Source organism: Mesorhizobium sp. M0496, from assembly GCF_040321205.1.
Classification (GTDB): Bacteria; Pseudomonadota; Alphaproteobacteria; order Rhizobiales; family Rhizobiaceae; genus Mesorhizobium.
Genome location: NZ_JAMYRC010000046.1, coordinates 13,825 through 32,703, shown reverse-complemented (window position 1 = coordinate 32,703; position 18,879 = coordinate 13,825). Strand labels below are relative to the sequence as shown.

19 protein-coding genes are annotated in these 18,879 nt (G+C 62.9%); 6 read left to right on the top strand and 13 right to left on the bottom strand.

Annotated features, from left to right (window positions below):
- Positions 1 to 15 precede the first annotated feature (15 nt).
- The 4 genes from NKI73_RS28055 (at position 16) to NKI73_RS28040 (ending at position 4,324) form a co-directional block, all read left to right on the top strand.
- Entirely contained in the window at positions 16 to 1,341 is a 1,326-nt protein-coding gene (locus tag NKI73_RS28055) for an ABC transporter substrate-binding protein (protein WP_352634536.1), read from the top strand.
- Between the two features lie 191 nt (positions 1,342 to 1,532).
- The gene (locus NKI73_RS28050) at positions 1,533 to 2,384 is read left to right on the top strand and encodes a carbohydrate ABC transporter permease (RefSeq protein ID WP_502905645.1); all 852 of its coding nucleotides are present in this window, start codon (positions 1,533 to 1,535) and stop codon (positions 2,382 to 2,384) included.
- A gap of 2 nt (positions 2,385 to 2,386) precedes the next feature.
- A complete protein-coding gene (locus NKI73_RS28045) occupies positions 2,387 to 3,280 on the top strand; it encodes a carbohydrate ABC transporter permease (RefSeq protein WP_352634532.1) in 894 nt (297 codons plus the stop codon).
- Between the two features lie 132 nt (positions 3,281 to 3,412).
- Complete coding sequence (locus tag NKI73_RS28040; RefSeq protein WP_352634530.1) at positions 3,413 to 4,324, top strand: agmatinase; 912 nt, start codon at positions 3,413 to 3,415, stop codon at positions 4,322 to 4,324.
- A gap of 2 nt (positions 4,325 to 4,326) precedes the next feature.
- On the opposite strand, the gene NKI73_RS28035 is transcribed toward NKI73_RS28040, so the two are convergent.
- The 10 genes from NKI73_RS28035 to NKI73_RS27990 form a co-directional block, all read right to left on the bottom strand.
- Positions 4,327 to 4,989: an imm11 family protein gene (locus NKI73_RS28035; RefSeq protein ID WP_352634528.1), complete on the bottom strand. Its 663-nt coding sequence runs from the start codon at positions 4,987 to 4,989 to the stop codon at positions 4,327 to 4,329.
- Between the two features lie 49 nt (positions 4,990 to 5,038).
- A complete protein-coding gene (locus NKI73_RS28030; protein ID WP_352634526.1) occupies positions 5,039 to 5,692 on the bottom strand; it encodes a glutathione S-transferase family protein in 654 nt (217 codons plus the stop codon).
- A 40-nt stretch (positions 5,693 to 5,732) separates the two neighbouring features.
- A complete protein-coding gene (locus NKI73_RS28025) occupies positions 5,733 to 6,605 on the bottom strand; it encodes an aldose 1-epimerase family protein (RefSeq protein WP_352634524.1) in 873 nt (290 codons plus the stop codon).
- Between the two features lie 92 nt (positions 6,606 to 6,697).
- Positions 6,698 to 8,959 carry a xanthine dehydrogenase family protein molybdopterin-binding subunit gene (locus tag NKI73_RS28020; protein WP_352634569.1) on the bottom strand — a complete coding sequence of 754 codons (2,262 nt, stop codon included), beginning with the start codon at positions 8,957 to 8,959 and terminating at the stop codon, positions 6,698 to 6,700.
- Positions 8,960 to 9,042: 83 nt separating this feature from the next.
- Positions 9,043 to 10,023 (bottom strand): FAD binding domain-containing protein, encoded by a 981-nt coding sequence (locus NKI73_RS28015; RefSeq protein WP_352634522.1) that lies wholly within the window; start codon positions 10,021 to 10,023, stop codon positions 9,043 to 9,045.
- A 3-nt stretch (positions 10,024 to 10,026) separates the two neighbouring features.
- A complete protein-coding gene (locus tag NKI73_RS28010; RefSeq protein ID WP_352634520.1) occupies positions 10,027 to 10,686 on the bottom strand; it encodes a 2Fe-2S iron-sulfur cluster-binding protein in 660 nt (219 codons plus the stop codon).
- 136 nt (positions 10,687 to 10,822) lie between these two features.
- Positions 10,823 to 11,701, bottom strand: a complete 879-nt coding sequence (locus NKI73_RS28005; protein WP_352634518.1) for a helix-turn-helix domain-containing protein — start codon at positions 11,699 to 11,701, stop codon at positions 10,823 to 10,825.
- A 145-nt stretch (positions 11,702 to 11,846) separates the two neighbouring features.
- On the bottom strand, positions 11,847 to 12,563 hold the full coding sequence (locus NKI73_RS28000; RefSeq protein ID WP_352634517.1) for a Bax inhibitor-1/YccA family protein: 717 nt from the start codon (positions 12,561 to 12,563) through the stop codon (positions 11,847 to 11,849).
- 23 nt (positions 12,564 to 12,586) lie between these two features.
- Positions 12,587 to 13,360 carry an anti-sigma factor family protein gene (locus NKI73_RS27995; RefSeq protein ID WP_352634515.1) on the bottom strand — a complete coding sequence of 258 codons (774 nt, stop codon included), beginning with the start codon at positions 13,358 to 13,360 and terminating at the stop codon, positions 12,587 to 12,589.
- Entirely contained in the window at positions 13,357 to 13,875 is a 519-nt protein-coding gene (locus NKI73_RS27990) for a sigma-70 family RNA polymerase sigma factor (protein ID WP_352634513.1), read from the bottom strand. Before NKI73_RS27990 ends, NKI73_RS27995 begins: the two co-directional genes overlap by 4 nt.
- Before the next feature lie 193 nt (positions 13,876 to 14,068).
- Between NKI73_RS27990 and NKI73_RS27985 the strand changes: the two genes are divergently transcribed.
- Both NKI73_RS27985 and mazG read left to right on the top strand, forming a co-directional pair.
- The gene (locus tag NKI73_RS27985) at positions 14,069 to 15,253 is read left to right on the top strand and encodes an amino acid aminotransferase (RefSeq protein WP_352634511.1); all 1,185 of its coding nucleotides are present in this window, start codon (positions 14,069 to 14,071) and stop codon (positions 15,251 to 15,253) included.
- A gap of 139 nt (positions 15,254 to 15,392) precedes the next feature.
- Positions 15,393 to 16,217 (top strand): nucleoside triphosphate pyrophosphohydrolase, encoded by an 825-nt coding sequence (gene mazG / locus NKI73_RS27980; protein ID WP_352634509.1) that lies wholly within the window; start codon positions 15,393 to 15,395, stop codon positions 16,215 to 16,217.
- 6 nt (positions 16,218 to 16,223) lie between these two features.
- Here mazG and hflX read toward each other — a convergent pair whose 3' ends face one another.
- The 3 genes from hflX to NKI73_RS27965 all read right to left on the bottom strand — a co-directional run bounded on the left by hflX (position 16,224) and on the right by NKI73_RS27965 (position 18,870).
- Positions 16,224 to 17,615, bottom strand: coding sequence for a GTPase HflX (gene hflX, locus NKI73_RS27975; protein ID WP_352634507.1), 1,392 nt, complete (start codon positions 17,613 to 17,615; stop codon positions 16,224 to 16,226).
- The gene (gene hfq / locus NKI73_RS27970; RefSeq protein ID WP_006202172.1) at positions 17,616 to 17,861 is read right to left on the bottom strand and encodes an RNA chaperone Hfq; all 246 of its coding nucleotides are present in this window, start codon (positions 17,859 to 17,861) and stop codon (positions 17,616 to 17,618) included.
- A gap of 145 nt (positions 17,862 to 18,006) precedes the next feature.
- On the bottom strand, positions 18,007 to 18,870 hold the full coding sequence (locus NKI73_RS27965) for a D-amino-acid transaminase (RefSeq protein WP_352634504.1): 864 nt from the start codon (positions 18,868 to 18,870) through the stop codon (positions 18,007 to 18,009).
- Between the last annotated feature and the right edge of the window lie 9 nt (positions 18,871 to 18,879).

The following is an 18,879-nucleotide window of genomic DNA, read 5'->3' as shown; positions in this document are numbered from 1 at the left end:
CCGGAGGAGACGACCATGAAATTCACGAGACGCGATGTAATCCGCACGACCGCAGGTGTTGCGGCCGGAGCCTTGGGAAGCCGGTTTGTCGGCTCGCCGGCATTTGCCCAGGAGGGATTGAAATACAAGCCCGAGGACGGTGCTAAGCTGCGGCTGCTGCGTTGGTCTCCGTTCGTGCAAGGCGATGAGGACCAATGGCTGGCCAACACCAAGCGCTTCACCGAGGCGACAGGAGTGGAGGTTCGCGTCGACAAGGAAAGCTGGGAGGACATTCGCCCCAAGGCGGCGGTTGCCGCTAATGTCGGCTCCGGCCCGGACCTCATGTTCGTCTGGTTCGACGACCCACATCAGTATCCCGACAAGCTGCACGACGTGACGGAACTGGGCGAGTATCTGGGCGCAAAATACGGCGGCTGGCACGACGGGCCAAAGCAATATGCGACACGGGACGGCAAATTCATCGGCCTGCCCCTGGCCACGATCGGCAATGCCATCGTCTATCGGGAAAGCTGGGTGAAGGAGGCTGGCTTCTCGGAGTTTCCGAAGGACACGGCAGGCTTCCTCGAACTGTGCAAGGCATTGCAGGCAAAAGGACATCCAGCTGGCTTCACGCACGGCCACGGCGTCGGCGACGGCAACAACTACGCTCACTGGCTGCTCTGGAGCCATGGCGGCAAGATGGTCGACGAGAGCGGCAAAGTGGCGATCAACAGCCCCGAGACCCTCAAGGCGATCGCCTACGCGCAGGAACTCTACAAGACGTTCATTCCCGGGACCGAAAGCTGGCTCGACGTCAACAACAACCGCGCTTTCCTGGCCGGCGAGCTGGGTGTGATCGCCAACGGCATTTCCGCCTACAACACGGCCAAGATCAACAAGGACAAGGATCCGAAACTGGCTGAAATCGCCAAGGACATACGCACGACCAACCTGCCGATCGGTCCTGTCGGCAAATCCGTCGAACTGTTCCAGGTGACCACGGCCGTCATTTTCGACTACACGCCCTACCCCAACGCGGCCAAGGCCTATCTGCAGTTCATGTTCGAGGATCCGCAAATGTCCGACTGGATCACCTCCTCGGCGGGCTATTGCTGCCAGACACTCAAAGCCTTCGACAACAATCCGGTGTGGACGGCCGACCCGAACAATGCCGCATACGCGAAGGCCTCGGCGACGCTGCGTCCCAACGGCTATGCCGGGCCGCTCGGCTACGCTTCGGCAGCGACGATGGCCGACTATGTCCTGGTCGACATGTTCGCCAAGGCCGTGACAGGCCAGGCCATGCCGCAGGAGGCGATGGAAGAGGCGGAGAAGCGCGCAAACCGGTACTATCGGGTCTAAGAGCACAGCTGAGCCGGGCAGCAGCCATCATGCCGCCCGGTCCGTTCCTGAAATCGCTTGGCGGCCGCCTGAGCCGACCAAGGAGACCTCCTGAGGAGCTGTTCATGGCCGTGCCGTCCGTTGCCGCCCAGCCGCGTCCGTCGATCCTTTCGCGCCTGTCTGAAAGCCGCAACGCCCTTGGCTTCGGCTTCATGCTACCGGCGGCAGCGCTTCTCTTGGTTTTCCTGACCTACCCACTTGGGCTCGGCGTCTGGCTCGGCTTCACCGATGCCCGCATCGGCCGCCCCGGTATCTTCATAGGCACCGAGAACTATCAATATCTGTGGAGTGACGCCGTCTTCTGGCTCTCCGTCTTCAACACCCTGCTCTACACGATCAGCGCCTCTATCCTGAAATTCGTGCTCGGCCTCTGGCTGGCGCTTATCCTCAATCAGAACCTTCCGTTCAAATCGTTCTTCCGCGCGATTGTCCTGCTGCCGTGGGTGGTCCCGACGGTGCTGTCGGCCATCGCCTTCTGGTGGATCTACGATTCGCAGTTCTCCATTCTGTCGTGGGCGCTCATGGAAATGGGCCTGATCGACCATCGCATCAATTTCCTCGGCGATCCGGAAAACGCGCGCGCGTCGGTCATTGCCGCCAATGTCTGGCGAGGCATTCCATTCGTGGCCATCACGCTGCTTGCAGGCTTGCAGACGATTCCGCAGTCGCTTTACGAGGCTGCCACGCTCGACGGCGCCAGCCGCTGGCAATTGTTCCGCTATGTGACGCTGCCGCTGCTGACGCCGATCATCGCCATCACAATGACCTTTTCGGTGCTGTTCACCTTCACCGATTTCCAGCTGATCTATGTGCTGACCCGCGGCGGACCGGTGAATGCCACCCATCTGATGGCGACATTGTCGTTTCAGCGCGGCATTTCCGGAGGCCAGCTTGGCGAGGGCGCCGCAATCGCGGTCGCCATGATCCCATTCCTGCTTGCAGCGATCCTGTTCAGCTATTTCGGCCTGCAACGCCGCAAATGGCAGCAGGGCGGCGGAGACTGACAATGGCCACGATCGCAAAAACGAAACGTTCGGACATCGACGAAGGTGGCATGGGCTACCTGCAGAGCGTGCCGCGTCGTGTGGTGACGGTCTATCTGCCGCTGCTGGTGTTCGTCATCGTGCTGCTGTTCCCGTTTTACTGGATGACGATCACGGCTGTTAAGCCCAATCTCGAAATGACCGACTATGCAAATTTCAATCCGTTCTGGGTCGTGCATCCGACCTTGGAGCACATCCGCTATCTCCTCTTCGATACGTCTTATCCGGGCTGGCTGCTCAACACGATCATCATCTCGACGGCCGCCACCTTCCTGTCGCTGCTGGCTGCGGTGTTCGCGGCCTATGCGATCGAACGACTGCGGTTTTCCGGGGCACGTCAGGTCGGTCTCGCAGTCTTCCTTGCCTATCTTGTGCCGCCCTCGATCCTGTTCATCCCGCTGTCGGTGATGGTGTTCAACCTTGGGCTCTACGATACGCCCTTCGCGCTCATCCTTACCTACCCGACCTTCCTGGTCCCGTTCTGCACGTGGCTTTTGATGGGCTACTTCCGCTCCATCCCGTTTGAACTGGAAGAATGCGCACTGATAGACGGGGCGAGCCGGTGGCAGATCCTCACCAAGATCGTGCTGCCGCTGTCGGTGCCCGGCCTGATTTCTGCCGGCATATTCGCATTCACCCTGTCATGGAATGAGTTCATCTATGCCTTGACGTTCATCCAGTCGTCCGAAAACAAGACGGTACCGGTGGGCGTGCTGACGGAGCTTGTGCGCTCCGACGTCTACGAATGGGGGGCGCTGATGGCGGGAGCGCTGATCGGCTCCTTGCCGGTCGTTGTGCTCTATTCGTTCTTTGTCGAGCACTACGTTTCCTCGATGACCGGCGCGGTGAAAGAATAAGCACCCTTACGTCTGCGCAATCATGAGATATTTTCCCAGCGGCCGGGAATGCCCGATGGAGGGCACCAGGCGGCCGGTCGATAGTTGCCGGCAACACCGAAATTCAGCCAGACCATCGAGGACCATCAAGGAATGACCGCCTCCCCTCCCTTTCTAGGCTTTCCCGATCGCCTCGCCGATGGCCTGGTGCCCCGTGCAGTGATGTTCGCAGCCGGCCACGGCAGCACCTATCCCGGCAAGGACAGCAGCGGCCATGCCCTGGCCGCCGACGCTATTCGCGCTGCGAGCCAGGACGATGCCGCGCTCGTCCAGCATTGGGATTTCGATCTCGGTGGCCCGCTGTTCGACGACAAGCCGGTCTGCTGCATCGACGCCGGCGATATCTTGACCACCATGCATGACAATGCCGGCAACCGAGCCCGGATCGAGGCGAAAACGCGCGAAACCCTGGCATTGCCGGCGGTGCCGGTCCTGCTCGGCGGCGACTGTTCCGTGACCATTCCCTTCCTGGCAGGCTTTGCGGATCACGGCCCGGTCTGGGTCCTGCAGATCGACGCCCATATCGACTGGCGCGACGAGGTGCATGGCGAGCGCTACGGCTATTCGAGCCCGATGCGCCGGGCGAGCGAGATGCCGCATGTCGCCGGCATGGTGCAGGTCGGCCTGCGCAGCGTCGGCAGCGCAGGCATCACCGAGATCGAAGCGGCACGGCGCTATGGCAGCCGCTTCGTGACCGCCCGCCAGATCCACGCCCAGGGTGTCGAAGCCGCACTCCGGCATATTCCGGAAGGCGCACGGGTCGTCGTCACCCTCGATTGCGACAGCCTCGATCCCGGCATCATGCCGGGCGTGGCGGCCCGCACGCCCGGCGGCCTCACCTACACGCAGGTGATCGACCTGATCGCCGGGTGCGGCAGGCGGGCCAGGATCGCAGGATTCGACCTGGTCGAACTCTATCCTCCCGCCGACATCGACGGCCTGTCGGCCCTGACCGCCGCGCGCCTTCTTGTCAATGTGATCGGCACCATCGTGCGGCAGGTTTGATATCAAAACCCTGCTTTTCGCAGCAGAGCGGCCAGAATGCGTCTGAGCGAACTTGCGGATGAAGCCGGCGCGCGCCTTTCCGTGCCGGGGTATTCGACCCTGTCTCGACCGACCGGCTCGTCGCTCCAGACCATGTTGAAAGCAATGCCTTTGAGCCCCAGTTCCCCGATCCGGCGCACGATCGTCTCCTGCAGATAGATACTGGATACTCGCACACCATCGGCACGCTCCGGCAGCTTGAATATCTCGGCGTCGCCGATGGCGCCCGGTCGAAGAACGGTGCTTTCGATCATCATTATGCCGCCATCGTCAAAGCGAACGATCTTTGAGCGTTCTTCGTCCAGCGCATCGGCGACAGTGGTGACGTTGAAGAGCGATATGGGCTCGTCGGAACGAAGCGACAGGAACTCGCCATACGGCTCGAGGGTTGACCGCAGCAACTCCAACGCCTTCGCCCGTAGGATGAGCACCTCCTCACCAAGCCAGGGAAAATCTGAATGTTGCCGGGGGGATCCGTCATCGAGTTCGCGCAGAAATTCCATCCGGGGCGAATGCCATCCTGTCTGCCTTCGGCCACCAAGGGCTGCGAATAGCTCGTAGTCGTCTGCCTGTCGCGGAAGAACCCATTCCTGTCCCTCCACCACGCTCAGAACATAGATTTTCATCCGATCCCCTCGCCTCTGCACGCATGTCCAGCGCCCGACGCCCTGGGCGCTAATTTGCCACCATTCGCGGGACCGGCGGCAATTCGGGCGCATCCAGTCCTTTGAAAGGATCGCGCCAGCCGTCGATCTCTTCCAGGCGACGATACCAGCGGCTGACGGACGGATAGTCGTGGAGCGGCAATCTGGCGACGTCGTTGAACGGCAGAAAAGTCGCCATTCGAAAGTCGGCATAGGAAACCGAATTTCCGACCAGCCATCGCCGCTCGGCAAGCACGGCCTCGATTATTGCGGCGGCCGTGTGGAAATGTTCAAGCCCCTCCTCCACCCGCTGCTGATCAATCGGGCCTATGCCATACCGCTGCTTGGTGCCACGTTCGAAATGCACCGTGTCGCAAGCGAATGCGAAGTGCTCCTTGCCCCAGCTGAGCCACCGGATCATCTCGGGTTCGTCATCGCCGGTGCGCCAGAAATCAGAATGTGTGCCGCGCGAAAGCCGGCAGGCTATGGCGTCTGCTTCCCAGAGGCTTTTTCCCTCTTCTTCCACGAGTATGGGCAGTGAGAGATTGGGATTTAGCGGGCGATATTTCTCCACCTGCCCCGGAGCGAACGGCGAGGCGAACTCGAATTCGACTTTCGCATCGAGATGGCGTGCCACCGCGACCGCCAGTCGAGGATTGGGATTGCGGCTGAAGTACAGCTTCATTGGTCACCGCCGGTAGGGCCGGATCTATCGATCAGGGACGTCACAGCAGCCGTATCTGATAGCTGGGCATGCGCTTCACACCGGGCGCGATCAGCATCAGGCCCGGCTTGTCGACAAAATCGCCGTCGAAGTCCACCGGGCTTGCGATGCCGTGCCAGGGTTCGATGCACAGGAACGGCGCGCCGCCCGGCTTTGACCAGACGCCCAACTCCTGAAATCCCTGCCAGGATATCTCGATCGCCGGACCACGCTGGGCGGCATAACGCACGCTGGTGCTGGCGGGTTGATCGAGAATGACTGCGTCCTCGTCGAATAGCCGCTCGGAGAGCGCCAGGATATTGCCCTCGACAGGCGTCGGCTGCGGTGTCGGCAACAGCAAACCGTCCTTCAGGCGGCGGATCGGCGCAGGCTCGTCATCGGCAAAGATCAGCCGATAATCCGTCTTGGCCAGATCCGGCAGCAATGGCCAATTGAACGCCGGGTGCGCCCCGATCGATGCCGGTAGCTGCTCGTCGCCGGTGTTGGTGACGTCGAAGCTCACACTGAGTTGCTTGCGGTCCAGCGCGTAGGTCACCGCCAGGCGAAAGGCGAAGGGGTAATGCGCACGGGTATCCGCGTCGTCGGTGAGGACCAATGTGCAGGATCCTGGTCCCCTCTGCGCCCAGGCAAACGGCTTGTCGCGCGCGAACCCATGCTGCGTCATCGGATAGGTTCGGCCGCGATGGCGCAACTGGTCGCCCTTGAGCCGCCCGACGATCGGGAACAGCACCGGCGAGTGACGCCGCCATTCCGGGCCGGCCTGCCATAGAAACTCTGTGCCGTCGGCATCGCGCAGAGAGACCAGTTCGGCGCCCTGCCCGACGACAGTCGCCGAGATGCCGTCGCCGTGAAGCGTCTGGCTGTCCTGTTCCATATGTCCTCGCGGTTTGCTGGCGGGATAGCCAGGTTAGCAAAAGCCTTCGCGGACTCAAGGGCGAGCGCGCCTTCGTCCTGGTGCTTGCCTAATCAGATGGCGGTCAAGGGCAAGCCGGGCAGCACCTTGTCAAGGGTGATCGGAAATTCACGCACCCTAACGCCGGTGGCGTTGTAGACGGCGTTGGCGACAGCAGCCCCCGCACCGCAGACGCCAAGTTCCCCTAATCCCTTGGCGCCGAGTGGATTGGCCTTGTCATCGTGTTCCTCGAGGAAGACGACCTCCATCGCGCCGATGTCGGCATTGACCGGGACGTGATACTCGGCAAGGTCGTGGTTGACGAAGTGGCCGTGGCGCCGATCGAGCACCGTCTCCTCCATCAGCGCCGCGCCGATGCCCCAGCTCATGCCGCCGATGATTTGCGAGCGCGCGGTCTTCGGATTGAGGATGCGGCCGGCGCCAATCACAGCCAGAAAGCGACGCATCCGGATCTCGCCGGTATCGCAATCGACCGCGACCTTGGCGAAATGCGCGCCGTGTGAGTGCTGGGAATAGGCCTTGTAAGTTTCGGTGGCATTGGCGGCGGCAACAGAGCCTTCGGCCTCGAACCCGTCGGGGGCAATGCCGCGAATGAGATCGCTCAGCCTTGCCGAACGCTCGCCGATCCTGACTTCGCCGTGGGCGAAGTTCGCCTCGCTGACATTGACGCCACGGAACGGCGAAGCTTCGCTCGACCGTGCCACTTCCAGGATCCGCTGCTTGAGGATGCTGCACGCCTGATGCAGCGCGGAACCCGAACTCGTCGCCCCCCAGGAGCCGCCGGAGCCGGCAGTGCGCGGGAAAAGGCTGTCGCCAAGCTCCACCTTGACAGATGAGAGCGGCAAGCCAAGGTTTTGCGCGACGATCTGAGTCAAGATCGTATAGGTGCCGGTGCCGATATCTGTCATGTCGAGCCGTGCCGTGACCTGGCCGTCCCGGTCGATCGCGACCCGCGCCGTCGTTGCGCCGATATAGTTCGGACGGATCGCCGCCGCCATGCCGTGGCCGATGAGCTTGCGGCCCTCCCGGGTACGGCCGGGCACCGGATCCCGCCCCTGCCAACCGAAACGACGCGCACCCTCCTCCATGCAGGCCACGAGGTTGCGGGTCGAAAACGGCACACCGCGCTCCGGATCCTGTGTCGGCTCGTTGCGGATCCTGAGTTCGATCGGATCCAGCCCAAGACGCTCGGCAAGTTCGTCCATGGCGCATTCGAAGGCCAGCATACCCGGCGCTTCTCCGGGCGAGCGCATCCATTCGCCGCGATTGATATCGAGTCGAACCAAGCGATGGCGGGTGAGGCGGTTCGGCGCCGCGTAGAGCGAGCGGGCAAAGGCCGCCGTCTGCTCGCAATACTCTTCGAAGCTCGACGTCGCCGACCAGACGTCATGCGAGATCCCGGTGAGCCGTCCGTCGCTATCCGCACCGAAACGCAGCTGATGGATCATCTCGGCGCGATGACCGGTGTTGGCGAACATCTGCTGGCGCGTAAGCGCGATCTTTACCGGGCGCTGCAAGACCCGCGCCGCTAGCGCTGCCAGCACCGTGTCGGCATGGATAATCAACTTGGAACCGAAGCCTCCGCCGACGAAGGGGCTGACGATGCGCACGCGCTCCGGCGGCATGCCGAGCGTGCTGGCAACGCCTGCCCGATAATTCGCAAGCGTTTGCGCCGATGTATGGATCGTCAAATCGTCGCCTGACCAGACGGCGATCGTCGCATGCGGTTCCATAGGGTTGTGGTGCTCGAATGGCGTCCGATAAGTGGCATCGACCTTGACCGGAGCTTGCGCGAAAGCGCTCTCGAAGTCGCCGAGAACGCTGTCCGTCTCCAGGCCGGCATTTGTCCGCCTGGGTGCATAGGCATCGCTGAGATGCGCTTGGAGATCGTAGGTACCCGTCTCCTCTTCGTAGCGCACCCTGATGAGCCCCGCAGCGGCACGCGCCGCCTCGAATGTCTCCGCGACGACCATCGCCACCGGCTCGTCATAGTAACGTACGCGGTCACTGCTGAGCGCCGGGCGGGCGCGCGTGAAAACCTCCGGCACGGTCGGCGTCACCGCCGGGCCAAAATCCGGCTGTGGCGGAGCATTCCGGTGCGTCATGACGCCGACTACGCCCGGTGCCTTTTCAGCGTCCGAGATATCGATCTCTGCGATGCGGCCCTTGGCGATGGCGGCGCCGAGAATATATCCATAAGCGACGCCGTCGACTGCATGCTCATAGGCGTAAGTCGCGCGGCCTGTCACCTTGAGCGGCCCGTCGATGCGGTCGACCGGACGACCGATGAATCCGACATGTGGGGAAGATTTCATCCCTGAACGGGAGGCAAAGCCGGTCGAATCGGCAGACTGTCCGTGAGGCGTTATGGTCTTGTGCATGGGCTCACCTGGAATGTTTAGTCGGCGGCGGCGGCGAGAGTGTGCCGCACCGTCCGTTTGGCCAGCGGGATCTTGAAATCATTGTCGCCATGCCCGACCGCCTCGGCCAGCGCGGCTTCGGCGGCTTCGGTAAAAGCGTCATCGGACGCCACCGAGCCGGCGAGCGTTTGCTCAGCCGCGGTCGCGCGCCAGGGCTTGGCCGCGACGCCGCCCATGGCGATGCGGGCGCTGCGTATGCGGTCGCCACTTTTCTCGACGATCGCCGCCACTGACACTAGTGCGAAGGCATAGGAGGCGCGGTCGCGCACCTTGCGATAGAGCTGCCGACCGGGCGGAGGAGCCGGCAAGGTGACCGCGGTGATCATCTCACCAAGGCCGAGCTCCGTCTCCACGTCGGGCGTTGTCCCGGGCAGGCGATGGAGATCGCCGATCGGAATGGTGCGAGCTTCGCCGCCTGGCGACAAGGTCTCGATCCTGGCGTCGAGCCCGGCCATGGCAACCGCCATGTCGGAGGGATGAACCGCAATGCAGGCTTCGCTTGCACCGAGGACCGCATGCACCCGGTTGAAGCCTTGCAGCGCGGCACAACCGGAACCCGGCTCGCGTTTGTTGCACGGCATGTTACGGTCGTAGAAATAGAAGCAGCGCGTGCGTTGCAGGAGATTGCCGGCGGTCGAGGCCTTGTTGCGGATCTGGCCGGAAGCTCCCGCCAGCAGCGCTTGCGAGAGCATCGGGTATTGCGACCTCACCCGCGGCTCGGCGGCAAGATCGCTATTGCGGACCTGCGCGCCGATCCGCAGGCCGCCCTCCTCCGTTTCCTCGATCCGGTCGAGCGGCAGGCGGCTGACGTCGACGAGATGCGCCGGCCGCTCGATATCGAGCTTCATCAGGTCGAGGAGATTGGTGCCACCGCTGATGAATTTGGCGTCCGGCCGATTGGCAACCGCGGCGGCCGCCTCTTCCGCCTTCCCGGCGCGCTCATAAGTGAAAGCCCGCATCGCTCACGCCTCCCCTGCCGCGTCGCGGATGGCGGCGACGATGTTCGGATAGGCAGCGCAGCGGCAGATATTGCCGCTCATCCGTTCGCGGATCTCGGCATCGTTGAGCGCGACCGACGCTGCCGCCACTTCGTCGCTGACATGGCTCGGCCAACCCTCCCTGGCCTCGCCCAGCATGCCAACCGCGGAGCAAATCTGGCCGGGCGTGCAATATCCGCACTGAAAGCCATCGCGGGCGATGAAGGCGGCCTGAACGGGATGAAGCCGGTCGCCGTCGGCGAGCCCTTCGACTGTGGTGATCTCGTCGCCCTCATGCATGACAGCGAGCGTCAGGCAAGAATTGATCCGACGCCCGTTGACGAGGACGGTGCAGGCGCCGCACTGGCCGTGATCACAGCCTTTTTTCGAACCGGTAAGGCCGAGATGATTGCGGAACGTGTCGAGCAGCGTTGTCCGCGGATCGAGCTCGACGGCAAAGTCCCTGGCATTGATGCGCAGCGACACCGGCATCGTTGGTCCCGGCGTGGCGGACGCGGCTGCGACGGCGGGCTCCATTTGCTGGGCTTCAACCGGTAGCCCGGTTGCCAGCAGCAGACCGGTCGCGGCCCCTCCCTCCAGCACCGCTCGACGCGTCGGTCCGTTCCTGTTGTCCGTCTCAGCCATGCGTGATCTCCCGGGCGCGGTGATAAGGGCTCGACAGCGACCCCGGCCCGACAGCGGGCGCGTCGGGTGCGCTCATTGACGCTTATGGACGTGGTCCGGCAGGCTCGGCTTTTCTTTCAGGAAATCGGCGGCACTATCAGGATTCCGGAGAAAACTGCACCCGGTAGGCCCGAGGAGTCATGCCTCTGAGGCGTCGGAACGTCGCGGTGAAGTGGCTCTGGCTCGAAAAGCCGAAGCGAAAGGCAATGGTGCCGATGGACACCCCGGTTTCACGCAGCACGACTTCCGCCTGCCGGACCCGTTCCTCGATCACATAAGCGTAGGGTGCGAGACCGGTCGTCGCCTTGAAGCGGCGCGCAAACGTGTCGACTCCCATCTCTGCGACAGCCGCCAGCTCGCGCAGCGAAATATCGGAGTTGATGCGTGCCTCGATGTATTCCCGGATGCGGGCAAACGTGCGGCGGCTGAGACGGCCGTAACGCGGGGCCGGGAGTTGCTTGCCGGCCAGCATCGCCACGCGCAAGCTGACGAGCGCAGCCAGATGCTCGACATAGCCAGTGTCCGGCTTGTGGCCGAGCGCCATCTCGACCCGGAGCGAACTCAAAAGCGTTGCGATGACGTTGTCGCTCCTGTTCACCAGGATCGGCGTATCCGCCAGGCTTTCGCTACCTGGAAATTCGGGATCGATCCACAGGGCCGAATAGGAAAGATTGACGTCCCGGTAGGTCCCAAGCCGCTCCGCACCGGCGGGGACGAAGGTGAGGTCTCCCGGACGATCCATCCCGTCGTAGACGGACTTTTCCCCGGAGCGGATCGATGTATGCGACGTCCCGCCTTCCTCGGTCAGTACGACCAGATGGTGGGGAGCTGTCCAGCGGAGTTCAGCGTCCCGGCACACCCAGCGCCGATTGTCGAAAACGACCGAAGAGTCGACCCAGGCTGCCGTTTGCAGGGTTTCCGACTTCTCCTCCCGGCTCCGAATCCGTCCGTGACCAAGCAAGGGTCTGAATGACATCGCGATATTTTACTGGTCCACTTTTGAGCAACAGAACGCTCGGGTTGGAATTATTCGCTGGCCTCCGATGGCAAGATGATCAGCACGAGGCCTGGGCCTGCCCGATCTGATTGATCGAGCAGGCCGGCAGGAAGGCAGGAAGGCGTTATTCGCGTTCGCCGGTGAAATTCAGCAACAGCTGGAAGATGTTGATGAAGTTCAGATAGAGCGAGAAGGCGCCGAAGACGGCGAGCTTCTGGCGCGATTCGCCGTCGAAATTCTCCGCATACTGTTCCTTGATCGTCTGCGTGTCCCAGGCGGTCAGGCCAATGAACACGGCGATGCCGATCACCGAGATGGCGAACTGGAGCGCCGTCGAGCCGAGGAAGATGTTGACGATGCTGGCGATCACCACGCCGATCAGGCCCATGATCAGGAACGACGAGAACTGGGTCAGGTCGCGCCTGGTCGTGTAGCCGTAGAGGCTGGTGGCGCCGAACATGGTGGCGGCGATGAAAAAAGTGCGCGCGATGCTGGTTCCGGTGAAGACCAGGAACACGGAAGCGAGCGACAAGCCCATGACCGCGCAGAACGCCCAGAACATCGCCTGGGCGCTGGCCGCCGACATGGTCTGCATCTTGAACGAGAACAGCAGGACGAAGGCGAGCGGCGCCAGCATCACGACCCATTTCAGCGGGCTGGAGAAGATCGGCACGTAGAGCGCCGGCGTCGACGAGATCAAGAAGGCGACCAGGCCGGTGACCACTAGGCCAACGCCCATGTAATTGTAGACGCGCAGCATGTGCTGGCGCAGGCCCTCGTCGAAGATGGCGCCGGTTTGGGCGGCGGCGGGGGTGCGGTATCCCAGATTGGGCGTGTTCATTTGCATTCTCCTTTGTGGATCGATCAATAAAGCGTCTTGGCGAGCGTCTCGGCTGCGCGGTCGAGGTCGTGGACCTCGCTTCGTCCAACCACCGCGTAGGCAACCTCGCCGATCTGGAAATAGGCCGATGAGATGTCACCCGAGGGTGCGACGGTCGGCTTGACGACGTCGAAGGTTCCCGGTCGGATCGCAAACAGCGACACCAGCCCCATGTCTTGGGTCTCGACCGCCATCTCGACGCTCGGCCCAAAGCGCGACGGATAGATCTGTACGTCACGGACTTTCCAGTCCTCTGGCAGCGACGGCATGACGATGGCGGTCGCGGCGCGGATCTCGCCGGCGTTGTAATTGGGCGCTTCCTGCTGCGACGGCATGCTCTCGCGCACCAGCGTCGTTCTGTGGGCCCGCACTGCCTCGTCGACATAGGCGGGCGGCTGCGGCGAGGCGACGACCTTGGTCACCGACATCGGTCCGACGATGCCGTTCGCCAGCCAGCCGGCGGCAACGAAGGCGGCGACCGCCGCCGCGCGCTGCAACACGCCGAAGATACGGCCGCGAGCAAGCCCCCTCTCCAGCCGCCGCGCGGCATCGGCGGTCGCGGGCCGCGCCATACCCTTGGAGCCTGCAAGCGCCACGCGCAGTTCATCGCGGGTTCGGAGATCCGACATCACGCGCGCCGCGGCCTCCGGCCTCGCGGACAGAAACGCCTCGACCTCGATGCGGCGGGTGACGTCGATCTGGTCGTCGACATAGGCGTCGAGATCGATATCGGTCACGGGATCGACAGTTGCTGTCATGATGGGCCTCCAACGATCCTGAGGTGATTTTTCGCCTTCGCCGGAGCCGCTTCCATCTCGCGCAGTGCGGCACGCGCCCTGCCGATGCGCGACATCAGCGTTCCCAGCGGCACACCGCTGGCATCGGCGGCCTGCTGGTAGGACAGGCCTTCGATGGCGACGAGATGCAGCGCTGAACGCTGTTCTTCCGGCAGGCTGAAAAAGGCTGCGCGCACCTGAGCCAGGCGCACCGAATGTTCCTGCGGCGCCGGCGTGCTGTCGTCGGCCAGGTATCCGGCCTGTTCGAGGCGTACCGCTTCGGACCTGCGAGACCGCATCTTGTCGATGAAAGTGTTGTGGACGATCGACAGCAGCCAGGCGCGCAGGTTTCCACCGGAGCGGAAGGTGCCACGCCGTTCATAGGCACGCACCAGCGCATCGTGCACGAGATCCTCGGCCTCCGTGCTGTCGCGCGTCAGCGAGCGCGCGTAACGGCGCAGCGAACCGAGCTGTCCTATGATGTCAAAACGTGCCATCGACGGTTTCATGTCCTGTTTACGGAGCATGTGGGGATTTTAATCCCGGCCTTGCCAATTTTCTTCGCCGGGTTCGCTGGAGGATATCGTTCGCTGCTGCCCCAGAAAGCTTTGCGCGGACTGAGACGACAGGAAAAGCGCTGGCGAAAAGTGACCGATTTGCGTATCACTCCGCCGCAATTGGAGCCGTTCGATGTTTGAAACCCTGCAGCCCGCCCCCGCCGACAAGATCCTGGCCCTGATCGGCCTTTATCGCGCCGACCCGCGGCCCGACAAGGTCGACCTCGGTGTCGGCGTCTACAAGGATCGCGACGGCAAGACGCCGGTCATGCGCGCCGTGCGCGAGGCCGAAAAGCGCCTGCTGCAGGGTCAGGACACTAAGACCTATCTCGGGCTTGCCGGCGATACCGGCTTCAACACGGTGATGGCCAAGCTCGCCTTCGGTCCGGGTGCCGACATGACGCGCATCCGCGCCGCACAGGCGCCCGGCGGCTCCGGCGCGCTGCGGCTGGTGGCGGAACTGCTCAAGCGGACACGCTCGGACGCGACCATCTGGCTGTCGGACCCGACCTGGCCGAACCATATGCCGGTGATGCGTGCCGCCGGCCTGCAGATCCGCGAATACCCCTATTTTGATGCCGCATCGGGCGCCGTTCGTTTCGAAGACATGCTGGTCACGTTGCGGACGGCAAAGAGCGGCGACGTCGTGCTGCTGCACGGCTGCTGTCACAACCCGACCGGCGCCAATCTGGATGCTGCCCAGTGGGCGGCCGTTGCCGATCTGGTCGTCGAGCGCGAACTGCTGCCGTTTGTCGACATCGCCTATCAGGGCTTCGGCGATGGCCTTGAGGCCGACGCCCTCGGTTTGCGCCTGCTGGCGGCGAAAGTTCCGGAAATGGTCGTCGCCTCGAGCTGCTCGAAGAATTTCGCTGTCTACCGCGACCGCGTCGGCGCGGCGATGGTCCTGGCCAGGGATGGCGCGCAGGCGGACGTGGCGATGAGCCAGATGCTGTCGGCGGCGCGCGCCATGTATTCGATGCCGCCGGACCATGGTGCTGCCGCGGTGCGCATCGTGCTGGAAGACGCCGCCTTGCGTGCGGACTGGGAGGCCGAGCTTGAAGAGATGCGCCTGCGCATGCTCAGGCTTCGGGTCCAGTTCGCCGAAGCGCTGCGGCGTCAGTCCAATTCCGATCGTTTCGATTTCGTGGCCAGCCATCGCGGCATGTTCTCCCGCCTTGGCCTCACGGAAGCGCAAGTCGAGCGGCTGCGTGCCGAGCACGGCATTTACATGGTCGGCGACAGCCGCATCAATGTGGCCGGCCTGCCCGAGGACGGCATGGACGAACTCGCCAAGGCGATCGTTTCGGTGCTCGACTGAGGCGGCTCATCTGTGGACAAGGCTCCCGCGCCGGCTGACGGTGTTGGCTGCGCGACAGGCGGCGGGATAGCATCCGTTAGACTGTTTTGACGCAATTCCGGACAGAAACCGTTTTACACTTTTCCTGGAATAGCTCTAGATGACACCATCGAAAGACATTTCGCGCCTGATCGAGATCATGGCGGCGCTGCGAGCCCCAGAGACCGGTTGTCCCTGGGACATCGAACAGGATTTCTCGACCATCGCACCCTACACGATCGAGGAGGCCTACGAGGTGGCGGACGCCATCGCCCGCGGCGACCTCGACGATCTGCGCGATGAACTCGGCGATCTCCTGCTGCAGGTTGTCTACCACGCGCAAATGGCTGAAGAGGCAGGTGAATTCGCCTTCGGCGATGTGGTCCAGGCGATCACCACCAAGATGATCCGCCGCCACCCGCATGTCTTCGGCGACGAAAAGGCCCGCAGCGCCGGCATGGCCAAGGGCATGTGGGAAAAGATCAAGGCCGAGGAGAAAGCGGAGAAGCGACAAGCCCGCCTCGCCCGCGGCCTCGACCCGGAAGACAATGGCAAGGGGTTTCTGGACAGCGTACCGGTCGCCCTGCCCGCGCTGACGCGGGCGTTGAAACTTCAGGAGAAGGCCGCCCGCGTCGGCTTCGACTGGAGCGAGGCAGCCCCCATCCTCGACAAGATCGAGGAAGAGATCGGCGAATTGCGCGAAGCGCTGGCCAAGGGCGAGACTGCCTCGATCAAGGATGAATTTGGCGACATGCTGTTTGCTGTCGTCAATCTCGGGCGGCACTTGAAGGTCGATTCCGAAGCGGCGCTGAGCGGCACGAATGAAAAATTCCGGTCGCGCTTCCACTATGTGGAGCAAGCCCTGGAAAAATCTGGCAACACGCTGGACAAGGCTGGTCTGGCCGAGATGGAAGCGCTCTGGCAGGAAGCAAAAACCGCGAAGTAAGTTACATTACCCGTTGTTTTTCCGACGCAATCTGCTTTCGATCTCTTCGCGGGCGCTTTGCGTGGCCTTGAGCGAGATGGTGGCGCTGCCGTCATCATTGTCGCTTCGCGAGACAACATCGCCATTGCGATAGAGCCAGTCGACAAGGCCGAATTGCGCCGGCTCGATCGTCACCGTCAGGTCTTCGAGTTCGCCCGCCATCCGCGTTTCGATGATCGCCTTCAGGGCATCGACACCCTCACCGGTCACCGCCGATACGGCAATCGGCGGCGCCTTGCTGGCATCGACGCTGTCGGCAAGCAGCCGGCTCCGGTTGCCCTCGTCGAGCCGGTCGATCTTGTTCCAGACCTCGATGACCCGCTTGGCGTCACCGGCGTCGACACCGAGGTCAGCGAGGATGCGCTCGACATCCTCGGCCTGAGCCGCAGTGTCCGGATCAGAAATGTCGCGCAGATGGATGACGAGATCGGCCTCGACCACCTCTTCCAGCGTGGCGCGAAAAGCCGCGATCAGGTGTGTCGGCAGGTCCGAGATGAAGCCGACCGTGTCCGAAAGGATGATCGGCGTGCCATGCGGCAGCCGCACGCGGCGCAGCGTCGGATCAAGGGTGGCGAACAGCATATCCTGCGCCAGCACATCTGCTCCGGTCAGCCGGTTGAACAGCGTCGACTTGCCGGCATTGGTGTAGCCGACGATCGCCACCACCGGAAACGGCACCTTCTTGCGCTTGGCGCGGTGCAGGTCGCGGGTGCGGCGCACCGTTTCCAGCTCTTGTTTCAGCTTGATGATCTTTTCCTGCAACTGCCGCCGGTCGGATTCGATCTGCGTTTCGCCAGGGCCGCCGAGGAAGCCGGCGCCGCCGCGCTGGCGCTCGAGGTGGGTCCAGCTGCGCACGAGGCGGCCCTTCTGGTAGTTGAGATGGGCGAGCTCGACCTGCAGCGTGCCTTCCTTGGTGCGCGCCCGCTCGCCGAATATCTCGAGGATCAGCCCGGTGCGATCCAGCACCTTGGCGTCCAGCTCCTTCTCGAGATTGCGCTGCTGCACCGGGGTCAGCGGATGGTCGACGACGACCACTTCCGCATGTCCCTCTTTGATGATTTCTGCGAATTCCGCGACCTTGCCGCTGCCGAGCAACGTCGCCGGGCGCGGATCATTGACGGTCACCACCGCGGTATGGATCAGATCAAGGTTGATGGCGCGGGCGAGACCCACGGCCTCATCATGACGAGCATCAGCCGAACGCATCAGCCGTGGACGGTTCGTCTCGTCGTCGTTGCGCTGGTGGCGGGTAAGAACGGGCACAATGACAACGGCCCGGGTCGGGCCCTTGGCTTCCGTCCCGGGATGATGCGCTGGTTTTCCGCGAACGGTAGCGTCCGCGTCTTTCTCACGTGCCAATCAGGCGCCCTGGCTTTCCTCGCCATCGAACATTTGAACCGGCTGGCTCGGCATGATCGTGGAAATGGCGTGCTTGTAGACGAGCTGGGAGTGACCATCACGGCGCAGCAGGACACAGAAATTGTCGAACGAAGTGACCACGCCGGTCAGCTTGACGCCGTTGATGAGGAAGATGGTGAGCGGGTTCTTGCTCTTGCGAACTGAATTCAGGAACAGGTCCTGAAGGTTTTGCGATCGTTCCGCCATTGTTCTTGTCTTTCGCCGATCCCCTTCGGTTTGCAAGCCAATGCGCCAAATTAACGGGCACATGTCAAGCTCGCAAACACCGTCTTGTCGTCAGTAACGACAAGCAGAACGAGATATATTGATGTTCATTCCACCTGTGCGGTTATCAGGCTGGACTTTTTTCCGCAATGTCAAAAAAGGCTTGCCGCAACGAAAGTGTTACTGAGCCGGGGTGCCCATTGGCGACGGGATCGCCATCGATGGCCACAACCGGCATGGCGATTGTCGTTGCGGAGCTGATGAATGCCTCGCGTGCCGCCTTGGCCTCGGCGACGGAAAAACCACGCTCCTCGATCTTCAGGCCAAGCTTTGCGGCCACTTCGAACATGGTCGTGCGGGTAATGCCGCGCAGGATGCCATGTTCGGCCGGCCTGGTGACCAGGACGCCGTCCCTGGTGACGATCCAGGCGTTGGACGATCCGCCTTCCTTGACGTTGCCGTCGGTGTCGACGAACCATGCTTCCTGCGCGCCGGCTTCCTTGGCCTTCTGCTTGGCCAATACATTGGGCAGCAGCCCGACTGTCTTGATGTCGACCCTGTCCCAGCGGTTCTCGGGCACGGTGATGACGGCGATGCCAGCCTCGGCGCGCTTTGTTCCGGCGGCCGGATCGGCCTTCCTGGCGGTGACCACCAAGGATGGCTTGGTGTCGGCGGAGGGGAAGACAAAGTCGCGGCTGGCAACGCCGCGCGTCACCTGGACATAGACCAAGCCATTGGCGACATGATTGCGGTTGACCACCTCGCGCAGGATCAGCGGCAGCACGTGGGAGGTGACTGGCCATGCGATCGACAATTCGGTCAGTGAGCGGTTCAACCGCGCCAGATGGCGCGGCATGTCGACAATGAAGCCACGTGCTACCTCGCAGACCTCATAGACACCGTCGGCGAACTGATAGCCGCGATCCTCGATATGCACGGCAGCGTCCGCGTGCGTGACATAGCGCCCGTTGACATAGGCAATGCGCGGCATTGGCGACCC